Annotated in this window: 16 protein-coding genes and 1 pseudogene; 10 read left to right on the top strand and 7 right to left on the bottom strand. The window is 36.8% G+C overall.

Going from position 1 to position 12,992, the window contains the following annotated elements; all coding sequences use genetic code 11:
- The 8 genes from BP621_RS00320 to BP621_RS17150 form a co-directional block, all read left to right on the top strand.
- On the top strand, window positions 1-365 hold a 365-nt coding region (locus tag BP621_RS00320), incomplete at its 5' end, for an ATP-binding protein (protein WP_292387059.1).
- Between the two features lie 196 nt (window positions 366-561).
- Complete coding sequence (locus BP621_RS00315) at window positions 562-840, top strand: hypothetical protein (RefSeq protein ID WP_292387057.1); 279 nt, start codon at window positions 562-564, stop codon at window positions 838-840.
- Window positions 831-977 carry a hypothetical protein gene (locus BP621_RS00310; protein WP_292387055.1) on the top strand — a complete coding sequence of 49 codons (147 nt, stop codon included), beginning with the start codon at window positions 831-833 and terminating at the stop codon, window positions 975-977. The genes BP621_RS00315 and BP621_RS00310 overlap by 10 nt, the downstream gene beginning before the upstream one ends.
- A 201-nt stretch (window positions 978-1,178) precedes the next feature.
- Window positions 1,179-1,538 (top strand): ABC transporter permease, encoded by a 360-nt coding sequence (locus BP621_RS00305; RefSeq protein WP_292387052.1) that lies wholly within the window; start codon window positions 1,179-1,181, stop codon window positions 1,536-1,538.
- Window positions 1,535-1,708, top strand: coding sequence for a hypothetical protein (locus tag BP621_RS00300; protein WP_292387049.1), 174 nt, complete (start codon window positions 1,535-1,537; stop codon window positions 1,706-1,708). The genes BP621_RS00305 and BP621_RS00300 overlap by 4 nt, the downstream gene beginning before the upstream one ends.
- A gap of 349 nt (window positions 1,709-2,057) precedes the next feature.
- Window positions 2,058-2,702, top strand: a complete 645-nt coding sequence (locus BP621_RS00295) for a hypothetical protein (RefSeq protein WP_292387046.1) — start codon at window positions 2,058-2,060, stop codon at window positions 2,700-2,702.
- A 210-nt stretch (window positions 2,703-2,912) separates the two neighbouring features.
- The gene (locus BP621_RS17155) at window positions 2,913-3,173 is read left to right on the top strand and encodes a transposase (protein WP_394339271.1); all 261 of its coding nucleotides are present in this window, start codon (window positions 2,913-2,915) and stop codon (window positions 3,171-3,173) included.
- 70 nt (window positions 3,174-3,243) lie between these two features.
- Entirely contained in the window at window positions 3,244-3,462 is a 219-nt protein-coding gene (locus tag BP621_RS17150; protein ID WP_394339272.1) for a transposase, read from the top strand.
- On the opposite strand, the gene BP621_RS00290 is transcribed toward BP621_RS17150, so the two are convergent.
- The 3 genes from BP621_RS00290 to queD all read right to left on the bottom strand — a co-directional run bounded on the left by BP621_RS00290 (window position 3,431) and on the right by queD (window position 6,314).
- The gene (locus tag BP621_RS00290) at window positions 3,431-3,715 is read right to left on the bottom strand and encodes a ferritin family protein (RefSeq protein WP_292387044.1); all 285 of its coding nucleotides are present in this window, start codon (window positions 3,713-3,715) and stop codon (window positions 3,431-3,433) included. The genes BP621_RS17150 and BP621_RS00290 overlap by 32 nt on opposite strands.
- Window positions 3,716-3,852: 137 nt before the next feature.
- The gene (locus tag BP621_RS00285; protein ID WP_292387041.1) at window positions 3,853-4,998 is read right to left on the bottom strand and encodes a PQQ-dependent sugar dehydrogenase; all 1,146 of its coding nucleotides are present in this window, start codon (window positions 4,996-4,998) and stop codon (window positions 3,853-3,855) included.
- Window positions 4,999-5,942: 944 nt separating this feature from the next.
- Window positions 5,943-6,314, bottom strand: a complete 372-nt coding sequence (gene queD, locus BP621_RS00280) for a 6-carboxytetrahydropterin synthase QueD (RefSeq protein WP_292387038.1) — start codon at window positions 6,312-6,314, stop codon at window positions 5,943-5,945.
- Window positions 6,315-7,386: 1,072 nt separating this feature from the next.
- Between queD and BP621_RS00275 the strand changes: the two genes are divergently transcribed.
- The gene (locus BP621_RS00275) at window positions 7,387-7,971 is read left to right on the top strand and encodes a hypothetical protein (RefSeq protein ID WP_292387036.1); all 585 of its coding nucleotides are present in this window, start codon (window positions 7,387-7,389) and stop codon (window positions 7,969-7,971) included.
- 190 nt (window positions 7,972-8,161) lie between these two features.
- Here the strand turns inward: BP621_RS00275 and BP621_RS00270 are convergent, their stop codons facing one another.
- From BP621_RS00270 to BP621_RS00260, 3 genes and pseudogenes are all read right to left on the bottom strand, one after another.
- Window positions 8,162-8,842 carry a phosphoribosylanthranilate isomerase gene (locus BP621_RS00270; RefSeq protein WP_292387034.1) on the bottom strand — a complete coding sequence of 227 codons (681 nt, stop codon included), beginning with the start codon at window positions 8,840-8,842 and terminating at the stop codon, window positions 8,162-8,164.
- A gap of 287 nt (window positions 8,843-9,129) precedes the next feature.
- Window positions 9,130-9,444: pseudogene (locus BP621_RS00265) on the bottom strand (transposase); the annotation flags it as partial.
- Window positions 9,445-9,517: 73 nt separating this feature from the next.
- Window positions 9,518-10,072: a YkgJ family cysteine cluster protein gene (locus BP621_RS00260; RefSeq protein ID WP_292387031.1), complete on the bottom strand. Its 555-nt coding sequence runs from the start codon at window positions 10,070-10,072 to the stop codon at window positions 9,518-9,520.
- A 1,705-nt stretch (window positions 10,073-11,777) separates the two neighbouring features.
- Between BP621_RS00260 and BP621_RS00255 the strand changes: the two genes are divergently transcribed.
- Complete coding sequence (locus tag BP621_RS00255) at window positions 11,778-12,209, top strand: hypothetical protein (protein WP_292387029.1); 432 nt, start codon at window positions 11,778-11,780, stop codon at window positions 12,207-12,209.
- Window positions 12,210-12,407: 198 nt separating this feature from the next.
- Here BP621_RS00255 and BP621_RS00250 read toward each other — a convergent pair whose 3' ends face one another.
- On the bottom strand, window positions 12,408-12,962 hold the full coding sequence (locus BP621_RS00250; RefSeq protein WP_292387026.1) for a serine protease: 555 nt from the start codon (window positions 12,960-12,962) through the stop codon (window positions 12,408-12,410).
- Window positions 12,963-12,992 lie beyond the last annotated feature (30 nt).

The following is a 12,992-nucleotide window of genomic DNA, read 5'->3' as shown; positions in this document are numbered from 1 at the left end:
AATTTAAACATAAAATGTCGCACTATTTAAAGTGGTGGCTATTATTTAAAGTGGTGACTATACCTGACAGAAAAGATACCAGATATACCCTTATTGTCTCAGATAACGGAATTGGCATTCCAGAGAATATTGATTTTGAAAATCCAGAAACGCTTGGTCTGCATCTTGTAAATATTCTGGTAGAGCAGTTGAACGGTGAGATTAAGCTAAAGAGAGATAAAGGAACTGAGTTTGTCATAGGGCTCAGCATCGAAGAAAAGGAAATCTCGAAAAAGGCTAAATATCCAAAGACTAGCTATCCAAAAGCAATTTTTTATTCTGCTGCAATGAAGATGAAAATTAGAGTAACTGATCCAACGTTTTAAAAAATTGAATCTGTTCACATAGTAGTTTATCCAGATATGTCTTATCCATACAGATTTATTCAGATAGGATTTATCTATATAGACTTATCCAGACAAGAGTTCACTAATATGTACGAACTGAAAATAGCTTTGAGGCAGGTCTTGTCCAGAAGAAGGCAAACTTTTTTTGCCATTCTGGCAGTTGCCCTTTCTGTATATGTCAACGATAATGATGGCTATACTTTCTGGTTTTCAGGCAGAACTCGTACAATCAAGCATTGAGAATAATACGCATATCATTATAACCCCTCAAGATGAAGAAGAAGAATTTATTCATCTTTACAGATACAATTCAGCCCGGATTACAGAAAAAGAAGGAGTTATAGCAGTGTCTCCTAAATATCTTGGCCAGGCGGAGCTGGAATACCGTGACAATGCCGAGGGAATTTCACTTCAGGGGGTTGAACCTGAGGCTGATATGCGGTTATGCGAATAAACGAGGATGTGGTAGAAGGGAGATTCCTATCGCTTGTGCATACAAGGTACGGAATCGTGCTTGGAGATAAGCTTGCAGAAAAATACCTTGGGGTTCAACTGGGAGATCGTGTGGATGCGGTTTTTCCAGGTTCATAAGACACTTCCTTTAAGGTTTTAGGGCTTATTCATACCGGGACTGGTGCAGATGAGGTAACGTCCTATGCAAGGATTGATTCGGTGCAGCATTTTTTGTCAGTGTTGCGAATTTGCTGTAAATTCTAAGTCAAGTTTTTGTATCCTGTAGGAGAAATTGGCCTTCTGATATTGAATTTTTGACCCATTAACTTATTGAAATTTGTGATTTTACAGAAAAATCGGCACACTGCCCATTTTTTCAATGAGCCAGAGGTTATAAGTACAATAGGAGTCAGGGTTGCAGACCCGTACCAGGCCGAAGTTATAGCAAGTTCAATTGAAAGAGAATCCGGACTTGATGCAGTCAGCTGGCTCGAAGCAAATGTAGAAATTTTAAATCTCCTGAATACTCAGAAGATATTTTGCAAATATTTTTATTTATTAATTTATGGCATTGTAGGCTTCGGGATAGCGAATACCCTGATTAACATCGTTGCTCAGAGAACCTCCGAAATCGGGACCCTCAAAGCTATGGGAGCCTCTCAGAAAAGCATAATGGTCGTCTTTCTTTTCAGCCCGTGATCCTTGGGGAAATGGGGCTTGTACTCGGCACTTCTCTTGGTTACATTGTAACTGTCGCACTTCAGAACTACGAAATCGAGGTTCCGCAAGAGATGTATTTCGGAATCCAGACTCTTCCTCTTGAAGTTGAGCCCCTCAATTTGTATATGCGGCTTTCTTTGCTTTCATAATCAATATAATCTCAGGCATCTACCCTGCGCGGAAAACTGCAAAACTCGATCCCGTAAAAGCTATCGAAAGCGCCTGAATGAAATTTATCTGAAAACCTCATCTGAAAAATCTGCCTCAAAAGTGTTTTTTGTTTCCGAATTTATGAAAGACCGGGTTTAAAAAGAGTTTTCTGGTTGTCTTCTAAATTTGTTTAAAACCAGTTATTTTATTTGCCATAGATAGGTTTATAAGTTATTTATCACGTCGGTTTATGACACATTTACAAGTTATTTATCACGTCGGCTTATGAACGACTTCAACAAACAGATTTATAAACTGCTTCTCGTAATGGGTTTAAGAGGCGCTTTTATGATTGAAATGAAGTTACACGGTACATATAATATCTATTATGCAATTCTCGGCATGCGGAACCCTATGAACTCCTGGCACCTTATGGACAGCAGTAAGCCTGATGAAGCAGGAAACTGCAAGCTCGGAGAAAAGGATCTAAACCTGGCCCAGCGTCTGACCCTTGCAGGGAACGAACATGGGAAGTTTTTAAGGTTCATCACGGTCTGTTTTGACCTTACCGCTCCTCTCTACTGGTGGAAGGAGTTTGATACTTACAAGTTCGCAGAAAAAAACTCCACTTCAACGATGCACAAGCTGACAAGCAAGGAGCTTGCACCTCACGACTTTTCTTTTGATACCCTGACCGATTACAGGAATGACCAGATCCGGCACCTTAACGACCTTATCAAAGCCTATAAATTCCGCGAGGGAGACAGTGAAGAGGACAAAGCATACCGAAAAGCGGTTTTCAGGGAACTTGTCCAGGACCTGCCGAGCGCATTCATGCAGAAAAGGACAGTTGTGACCAATTATGCTGAGCTCCGCAATATCTATTTCCAGCGCCGCAATCACAAGCTTGATGAGTGGAGAGAGTTCTGTGTCTGGATGAAAGAGACGCTTCCGTACGCCGAAGGGCTCATCTGCCTGGAAAAGAAGGAGTGAAACCGGAAATAATCTTTTTAGGCAGTCCTGCTGGAAATAGATTGGTTTTGAACCCTTGCTGGGAATGAATTGATTTTAGAACCCAGGCTCTCACCGGTCGTGCCCGTACGACCGACTTTTCCTTAAATATAATTGAAAAATTTGCTCTTTTCAGTATTACATGAGCCTATCCCAAAAGTAATATTATGTTGAAATTATAAATTTACTTTTATGTCATTCCATGAAATCGATGACTTTCTATGGAATTCCATAGAACCTTATCTTCCTCCACAGAAACCACATACAGGAAGGCCGCGTGCAAATATGAGGAAGTTAATGAACGATATTTTGTACGTTGTTATGGCAGGTTGTATGTGGAAAGACGTTCCCAGGAAATATGGATCTAAGTCAACAGTGCATAGATTTCATCTTTACTTGTGTGAACATGGTACCTATCAGAAGATTTTCAATAAACTTTTAAACAAAGGTTAAAACTTGAAGAAAGTAAATCTTTCACATTGTTTTACTAATACAAAGGATGTTCGGCTAAAAAAGGAGAAATATCGGCTACGATGGACACAAAAAAGTAAAAGGAATAAAAATAAGCGTTTTAGTAGACTTACAGGGCCTAACCCTCTCGATTATCGTTGTTCCTGCAAATAAAAATGATTCAACACTTTATATACCTACATTTAAAAATTTCAATATAAAGAGACCTCTAGGAAGGCCTGTTAACTTAGGGGAGAAGTTTATTTGGACGATACCTCTTCCGCCTCTTTAGCTCCGGCTTCAAGTTCCTTTTCGTGTTGAGGGTCAAATTTCAGTAAAAGGGCCTGAAACTCTCCGATGTGCGTTTTTTCCTCTTTTGCTACGTCCATAAGCACAGCTTTTATATTCTCATCTTTTGTTAAGTTTGCCATCTGCTCATAAAGGTTTACAGCATCAAGCTCAGCGACGATTGCAGCTCTGAGGATCTCTTTATCAATATCCCCTTCTGTTATGTTTTTAATATCTACAGGTATTTTGGATAACAACTTAATCCCCCTGCTTATGTATATGAGGATATCAAAATAAATACATTTACCAGATTATGCTCACCAGATTACGCTCACCAGATTACGCTCATCAGATTACGCTCACCAGATTACATCTACCAGATCCGGAAATTGGATCAGCCGTAGCTGATCCTGTAAATTGCGTTATTCTTGTCATCGGAAACAAGCAAGGATCCGTCAGACATTACAAGAATATCAACAGGTCTTCCCCAGGCTGCAAGTCCCTGAAGCCAGCCGTCGGCGAAAGGCTCATAACTTACAGGCTTTCCGTTCTCCAGCCTGACAAGGGAGACCCGGTATCCGATTGGGATTTTTCTGTTCCATGACCCATGCTCGGCAATAAAGATCTGGTTTCTGTAGTCTTCAGGAAACATTGTACCTGTGTAAAAGGTCATTCCAAGGGCAGCCACATGCGGGCCCAATTTTATTTCGGGAGGTGTAAATTCCGAGCAGTTCCTGAGTTTCCCGAATTCAGGATCTGGAATATCTCCCGCGTGGCAATAGGGAAAACCGAAATGCATTCCCTGTAAAGGTGCCCGGTTAAGTTCATCCGGAGGCATATCATCTCCAAGCCAATCTCTTCCGTTGTCAGTAAACCATAATTCTCCGGTCTTGGGATTCCAGTCAAACCCAACAGTATTCCTGACACCTTTTGCGAAAATCTCAAGTTTGCTTCCATCGGCTTCCATTCTCATAATTGTTCCATACCGCTCGTCTTCCCTTTCCTTATTACAAACATTACACGGCATTCCTACAGGCACATAAAGCTTCCCGTCAGGCCCGAATTTGATGTATTTCCAGCCGTGAGCGCGGTCGGATGGGAAATTATCATTGACCACGACGGGTTCAGGTGGATCTTCAAGCCTTGATTCAATATCATCATAGCGAATCACTCTGGAAACCTCAGCAACGTATAGAGAACCATTCCTGAATGCCATCCCATTTGGCATATCCAGGCCCTCGGCAAGCACAAGCACAGCATCGGCTTTACTGTCGTTGTTTCGGTCAAGGACCGCATAAACCCTTCCCGCATCCCGGCTCCCGACAAAAATAGTGCCATTAGGGCTAAGGGCCATTGACCTCGCACCCTCAATATTCTCGGCATAATAATCAATGGAAAAACCATTTGGAAGTTCGATACAGGCAAGCCCGGTTCCATTTTCTCCACAGCCATTAATAGAAACGGTTCTAAGAACCGCGTAAGTTCCAAAAACAAGTGCAATAACTGCAAAAATACCAAATATTATTTTTACCCCTTTCATTTTCCCCACCGTTTCGAAGTTAAGAACTCTAAGTAGATCAAAAAATTCCGATGTTTTATATATAATTATTTTAATATATATGGTTGCTTTGTGGAAATGCCTTCTAAGGAAACAGGTTAATACTTTCACTCGACTTCCTCAAACCTTTTTTACCTATTTTCCCTATCTGAGGATAATGCCTGTCTCCAGTTCGAAAATAAATGCTCTTGAAAGGCGAATAACCTTCCACGCGGATATGGACAGTTTCTTTGCGTCAATTGAGATCAGTATAAATTAGAGCATTAAATAAGTGGCAGAGTATTAAATAAGTGGTTGCCAAAAATATAGCCAGATAAGAATCTTTGAGATAAGAATGTTGGATATAAGGTTTTAGGTGAGTATACGCCGGAAAGATCTCCTAATAACACTTTATCTGCAGAGAACATGAAGTTACAACCGAGCCTATCCCATAACTCAAAACTGCTTCTGTAAACCTCGAATTCGGAAATAATCAATAAGTTTCTGATTACGGAAAAAATGTTCTGAAATTCTTATCGACCTGAGGATAAAATTATTTTTGGGATAAGCTCTAAATGTATTGAAACCGGCGTCTTAATTATAATTGCTATCTGCATTGTGATTTTAAATAAAGAGATGTTTTTTGACAATAAAATAAGTTTTGACAATAAAATAAAAATAGTGTCTAAAGGAGGTTAAGTTTTAAGGCTATGTAAGTAAAACATTTAGGAAAACTAAATCTGTTTTCACAAAAATTCTTTTCGTTGTATCCTGAAATTATTTCGCAGATTCGAAACTATATGAAAGTTCGATTGACGACAACTCGTATACGGGATATAATTTTAAGAAAAGAAATTAAAAAATGAACTATTTTGGGATAAAACAGTTAAAACTACCTTAAATGATGTTGCCTGCTCATAAGAGATAATGACTGACCTTTGAAAGAATTAAGTTAAATATGTTGCACAGGCATTCTCCGATTCCCAGGCTGTAACACTGGTAACCCTGATTTCTGGATCTTTTAGCATGGTTTGAAGGGAATTTGCAATGTATAGGGCAATATTTTCCGAAGACGGTGGATTGCTGTCATCAAAGTAATCGAGCTCATTTAAAAAGTTATGATCCAGCCTTGTCATGATTTCGGATACATTCTGTTTTAATTCTCCAAAGTCCACCAGTACTCCGGCTTCATTAAGTTTTTCTCCAGCCACACAAACTTCGACCTTCCAGTTATGTCCGTGAAGGTTTTCACACTTTTTGGCTACCATCTTAAGCTGATGGGCTGCTGCAAAATGGGTAACAACTTTTAACTCAAACATAGCTACAAAATCTCCTTGCTGAACTTAAGATACTGTTTCTTGATAAATAGTTTTCCAAATTTGTCGATATGCAAAAAGTAGAATATTTTATGGGTTCCAATGAACTTTTATGGGATGTACCAGAGGTACCAGAGGTACCAGAGGCCTGAAAAAACATGATAAAATACAACTTTTGAAGTTTCAAAAGCCCTGGAGTACTTGAAACAAAGTGGAAAATCAGTGCGACCACTAAAACCTAAACAGGCTGTCCAAAAAATTGTTTTGGGGCAAAAACCTATAAAAAACAAGGCATCTAAAGTCTCTAAATCAAAAAAGAAGGAATTCGGTTATTATACTAATTGTTATTATCGGACAGCCTATGAGCGATCCAAGACAAAAAATAAAGCTTGATGCCTTTATTAAATTAATTAGCACCGGTTCTAGTTATAGGTATAAAATCTTCGAATTTATAGATATCTTTATTACTAGACACTCTCAAGGACTTTTCGGTAGCATGTCTCAAAAATAATAGCAGATTGGACTTTTGAGCTAGAGATGAACAGCTATCTCCTGAAAAGTGGGGAAGGATGACTGCTTTATTGGAATTTTGTGCAGGTAACTATATTCTAGAAAACTGGTAGAAGAGAATTTTTCCGGATGTTATTTTAAAAACAAGAAGTAGTGAAAGAACTAGACCAATTTTACTGTAGAGGTTTTACAATAAAATTTCCGTACAAATACTATGTAATGGTTTTTGAAAAACGTTAGCTAGAAACTTGGTTTTTAAAAGGGCTATATTTTTTCTTCGATGACCGTATTATTTAGCATAGATGCATGTAGAGTTAGCATAAAATTTCAATATGTAAATGAAAGGCGAAAATTAAACGATTTCCTGGATGAACAGACAAATGCATAAATTCATTTTTTACTTGTTTTTTAGATCTTTTTGCTTTCTGGAAATTTTTTACACAGTCTTTATATATGATGATATTAAATTATGTTTGACAGTTGTATATGTTGTAAAATGTACACAACTTCATTCTAAAATTTTTGTATAGTCCGTTTAAATATGAGAATATACGGAAGTGATATAATGAGAAAAATATTTTCAGTAACTCTTGCTCTCATAGTTTTGCTCTCGTTGACTACAAGCGTACAAGCTCTGGAATCTAAAACAATTCAACGAGACAACGGTGCTTCTGCATGGGCCTGTTGGTCTAACGCGACAGGTTGTAATCTAATTACCGATACTTATCTATCTGTAACTGAATCCGACGATGGAACTGATATCTATCTGAGTACCTATACATGGGATACCACAACCGGATATACAGTGAGTGATGAGTCGGGGTACATGTTTACAAAGGATAATGTTTTTAAGATAGATAAAAAGCTTAATTCTGCAAGCCTGTCTGAGGTTCCAATTAATGTTTACAATTGGTATACAGGTGAAATGAAGACATTGAACGTCACAGCTGATTGGACTGGAACAGGCGAAGTCCAGAAGGGTAGCTCTACCTATGTTTCAACAGGCGGCGATTACAGATTTAAGAGTACCAGTAGTTCTAACTATAGAACAGCCACAGCTACAGGGAGTATAAACAATAACGACCTTGGACAAAACAGTTATGGGGATTTGTATAATTTTAAGTCTGCATATATAGAAATGGAAAAATAATCAAAAGTTATAAATTAAAAATATTTCACGTTCTTAATTCTCTATAAACTTTCCAATGGCTATGGTTACTGATAAACGTAGCCATTTTTCTTTTCGATAAGCTTCTAAGGTTTGCACGTGAAAGAGAAAAGGAAAAAACAAATTGTTACCATACCTCAACTTGTAATTATCCTCTAAAGGCCTGGGTTTTTTAGTTCTCTAAAGATAAATTTCTGACCTTGAAAAATTCACGTTTTGCACGATACACGAAATTAATCACTTTCATTTCATCTTTGAAACCATCAGAGCCTTTAAGCCCAGAGCTGGCGTCTACACTATATGGCTTTACAAACCGTATAGCCTCTCCAACATTTTCTGGAGTCAGACCTCCTGCTAAGATAACTGGTCGCGATACCTCTTTAACGATCTTTCTACTAATGTTCCAATCGTGGACTAAACCTGTTCCACCTACTTTATCATTGGCTAAATCCAGAGTATCCAAGATAAAAGCATCTACCACAGATTCGAAGGGTTTCATAGCCTGAATAACTTCTAATCCGTTAACATGAAAGTTTTTGATTATTTTTATATGAGGAAGGCTTTTACGCAGTGACATGATACTATCAACTGTACAATCAGAATGCAATTGGATAGAAGTAACACCTATTTTATGCGCTAGATTAGAGATTTCTTCAGCATCATCCAGTTCTGTAACTAGAACTGACGAAATATAAGGTGGGCATTCTTTCACGATTTTTTGGGCTAAACCTTTGTCAATAAAGTCATCTGAATTATGTTTTTGTCCCACTACTAATCCAATCGCATCAGCTCCACAGTATGCAGCCATAATAGCATCTTCGATCCTTTTAATACCACAAACTTTTATTCTCATGATTCTCTCCTAAAAAGTCTTTGATGGGATCTAACAAATTATCCGGTTCCGTTGCAAAAATATTAGAATAAGCATGTAAATATATGGACGATGAGCAAAAGTCAAAATATCCGAGGGAAATGTATCAATATTATAAAACTATTCCAAATAACTCATTGATATATTTAGCTTCATTAAGACAAGAGTAGTTTAGGTTCTTGACTTGTTCTTTTTTAACCGGAATTGCTGGGAATGTCAAGGTAATACATAAGTTTTGTGAGAAAACTTATACATTTATAGTTATTAACTCAATAAATTATACTTTTAATTTGTGAATGGAATGTTTCCATCCATTCCTTTGCAAATGATAGTGACTTTGATACTTCTATTAAACTCGTCTCTGATTATATTCTTCATATATCCTTTTGATCGAATAACTCTAACAGATACTTCTCTCTTTTATTGTTTCCATATAAATTCTACAGGATTTAAATCTGGTGAATAAGGTGGAAGAAACACAAGTTTTATTTTTAATCTCTGGCTTTTCTTACCGTTTCATCAGCACGATGTGATTTTGAATTATCTAGGACAAGAATTGTTTTCTTTTTTGGATTCTCACGGATACAGAGGCAATCCAGCTAGGCAAAAGAATAAAACATGAACGAGAGAAGGAATATAAAAAGGAAAAATTAATGATTACTTCTTTTCAAGAAATTCTATGAACGAATCTAAATTATGCTCTTTCATTTGAATACAAAAATCATTATTTTTGTCTATGTTTTTATACTGTTCGCACACGGTATTTAATTGATTATACATTGTTGAGTTTACCGATTTATACCACTCTGCATAATCTTGAATTATATTAACAGATATCGGACACAACAACAACGTTAAACCAAATCCTGCTTCCATATCCGGGAAAATTACAAAAGGAAAAGTCCTACATGCTTCCGGCCTATTATTGTATATTCTGCATTTTGAGTTTATCAATAATGGGCACTGCCCGACGGCATTTATTGCTTTATAACATCCTTCCAACTCTGATTTTACCGCATTTGATTTTAAAATATTCGCACTTTCTTTATCTACATTTTTTAAGGTTTTCTCATATTCTTTTCTATAAAAGTCAATAATATGATGTTTGCAGCAACTCGCATTACACGATTCAGGACAGCTATAATGTTTAAGTATGCTTTGAGTTTTTGAGATTAACCAGTCGTATTTTTCAAAACGTCGTCTTCGATCCATGATTAAGCCTCATAAACTTACTGTTTCCACATCTCATAAATTCTTTTTCTTTCCTGTACTTCTTTTACTACTCTCAATAACATCTCTGTTCTCCCTGCTTCAAGAAGAGCAACCACAAGAGCTATATATATTGCATGAAGAGCACCATCTGAGAGAAATAAATAAGTCTAAGCCTTTCCACGCAGGCTAGACTCGCCTGCCTCCTTTTGTGATTAGGCTAAAATGCAATTGGTTGTTTTAGGGAAAACTACTGAATTTTTCATGAGTTTTAATAGATTCCTTTCTTATTGTATTTCTTGGGAACAGTGATTAGAAAAAAAGATTTCAAATTGCAGGAAGCTTCCGCCATTGCTTCCTGCAAATCTTCAAATACTTAAAGTCTGTTCGCAAACCTAACTATATTCTTTTAGATAAATAATGCACGTAAGCAATGATTCTAAATTTTATTTCGGTTCGTGTTTCAGTACTACTAAATTAACCAGGGAGGACAACAGATTAAATATCAATTTGCTTCCATAGAACAAGGAAAAATAAAAAAATAATTGAGCTTTTAGATCCTAGATTTTAGCCTTTTGCTCTTCTTTTCTTGCCTTTAATTCGGAGATACGTCTCAAGATGACTGGATTATTCTACAGTATTAAATATAAGTTTATTCTAAGATCCTCTAATAGGCTTTCTAAGCGACTTTAATTTTTATAATCTAGGGTTAATTTTGAAGGGCTTAGAAAGGCTTATAATAACTTTGGTTTTGTTTTACAAGTTGAAGCGAAAAATTAGTTAATTAATACAATACTTCATAAAAATATGAGAATGGTCGTTATCTTATACGCGATTAGATTTTGTTTGAACAAATGACAGACCTTACAAAAGAACTGAAGAATGTAAAATGTGTAATTATAAAAACAAAAGACTTATATAAAAGAGTTTAAAATGTTGCAGAGATTACTGCTATATCCACGCTAGGCCAAAAAATAGGATCAGTGTTAATAATTTTGGTATGTACTCAAAGAATGAATTACTTTGTCTGGAAAAAGCAACTTCCTTTGTATGATGTATAGAAGTGTATATGCCATGAATCCAGCTACGAAGAAGTCAGCGAAGCAATAGGAGCTTCTTTTTGTGTAAGACTGAGTCCTGATCTTAAAGAGTTCTTAGATAATCTGGGGGAGAAGCAGGGGACATAATAAGTCTATATTATTCATTCAAGAAAAACGGCAAATTTTATATTTTTACTATACTGGTTTTACTAAAAATTCTGTGAATTTCTACGATGTTTTACAGTTTTCTATTTCAAATAAGCTTATTCTCAGACTCTCTATTCGCTTTTTACTAAAAGGTACGACTAATAATAAGTCTAGCATTATTTTTGAAGCGTTTTAGAAGGGCTTAAAATAGTAGGTTTGCTTGTTACGAATTTTAATATCAATGTATATAGGAGCTATAAACACACTAAATGAGGCGTAATAGACACGGAACTGAAAGGTATAAACAGAGGGATGAACGTAAGGTACGAGAATCATAAACGAAAAGATACTGTTCTCGGAACCATTGATATTTAAACCGGTGAAATTCAAGTACACTTTGAAGGAGAAGACTCAAATGAGTATATCCCTGTAGAGTTTCTGAGGCCTTTCTGAAGGCCTTAAATTTCCTTTATTGTGAAAGATCCTATGGAGCTGGGGAGACGAGAGAGGGGAAGTTAAGGATGAGTGAAAATATGGAAAAAGAAACACAAGAATATAATCAGAAGTTGATACAAATACGGAACGAGAGAGCTAAACAGCTAATTAATGAAGTCAAAGTCTGGAATCCTGAAATAGATGAAATCGGTAAATTGATACTACGTTTAGAAGAATGCAGCAGTATTATTGAGAAAACGGGCAATCAACTGCTTGAAACGAAACTCGGCGAGATCTTGGGAGAGATTAAACCCGCTTCGACTTGCGCTGCTAAAGTCAAGAAAGTTAAGGAATTCATGAAAAAGGTTCAAGGAGACGACTTTTTAATATGTGATAAAAACGGATTTTGCATTTCTAGTCTTGATTGTGAGTCCTCAATTAATTATTCTGAAAATAAAGAAGTAATACAAGTTCAACACATTGACGATTTACTAACATATGAAAAAGAGTTTGAATAATCCTTATTCTTTTCTTTTTACCCTTCCACTTCGATTAGGAAAGGGTTGTAGAGAAAATAGGAAGGTGAAAAAAAAAGAAGTTGAAATCGAGAGTAAAATGAACAATTACCAGTTTAATTCATTGTGGTTTATGTTGCTTGCCATCTCTCTGGTAAACACTTTCTTTATAAACAGCAAGTCTACTTTTAAGTAGAGTCTTTAAGTAGAATCAAATAAACTTGAAAACTGCGCAGTACTTATTGCAGTTACCGTGCAGTTGTTCATTGTTATCGAAGACATAAGCCCTATTACCTTTCCTGCCTGCAGGATAGGAGAACCGCTATCCCCCGGTTTAGGCATATCACTGAACTGGAAGCTCAGAAAAAGCAATGAAATTCCGGCATTAACCACCCTTAGTCGAACAGTATGGGTATCGTTAACAAGAAAAGCTTCCTCCAACACAGTTGCACTGCCAAATTCAGTCATTTCAACCGCGGTGCCAGGAGGAAGCTCTATCAGAGCTAAATCATAGTCTTTCAAAATTCTCGTGACAACAAGTTTCATTCCATCGACTGTTAGATGGTCTCCTTCCCCTCGAAATATGTGAGAAACCGTGACCATGTGAGGCAACCCTTTGAGCGAGATAACCGCGCCGATAGTACAGCGCTTTCCATTGTAGAAAAAAGAACCGCCTGATTTTATCATAAGTTTTTCGTCAACCTTTCGATTTTGCTTATGCCTGTTTATGATATTTCTGGCATTTATAATCACCACTTTAAATAATGCGACATTTTATGTTTAAAT

This window comes from Methanosarcina sp. UBA5 (genome assembly GCF_002505485.1).
Lineage (GTDB): Archaea > Halobacteriota > Methanosarcinia > Methanosarcinales > Methanosarcinaceae > Methanosarcina.
Note: the sequence above shows the minus strand (reverse complement) of the source record. Positions and strands in the feature narration are given on the sequence as shown.

Coding starts and splice junctions, on each gene's coding strand:
- BP621_RS00315 (WP_292387057.1), top strand. CDS start 562: ATGTCAACGATAATGATGGCTATACTTTCTGGTTTTCAGGCAGAACTC.
- BP621_RS00310 (WP_292387055.1), top strand. CDS start 831: ATGCGAATAAACGAGGATGTGGTAGAAGGGAGATTCCTATCGCTTGTG.
- BP621_RS00295 (WP_292387046.1), top strand. CDS start 2,058: ATGATTGAAATGAAGTTACACGGTACATATAATATCTATTATGCAATT.
- BP621_RS17155 (WP_394339271.1), top strand. CDS start 2,913: ATGTCATTCCATGAAATCGATGACTTTCTATGGAATTCCATAGAACCT.
- BP621_RS00285 (WP_292387041.1), bottom strand. CDS start 4,998: ATGAAAGGGGTAAAAATAATATTTGGTATTTTTGCAGTTATTGCACTT.
- queD (WP_292387038.1), bottom strand. CDS start 6,314: ATGTTTGAGTTAAAAGTTGTTACCCATTTTGCAGCAGCCCATCAGCTT.
- BP621_RS00275 (WP_292387036.1), top strand. CDS start 7,387: ATGAGAAAAATATTTTCAGTAACTCTTGCTCTCATAGTTTTGCTCTCG.
- BP621_RS00270 (WP_292387034.1), bottom strand. CDS start 8,842: ATGAGAATAAAAGTTTGTGGTATTAAAAGGATCGAAGATGCTATTATG.
- BP621_RS00260 (WP_292387031.1), bottom strand. CDS start 10,072: ATGGATCGAAGACGACGTTTTGAAAAATACGACTGGTTAATCTCAAAA.
- BP621_RS00255 (WP_292387029.1), top strand. CDS start 11,778: ATGAGTGAAAATATGGAAAAAGAAACACAAGAATATAATCAGAAGTTG.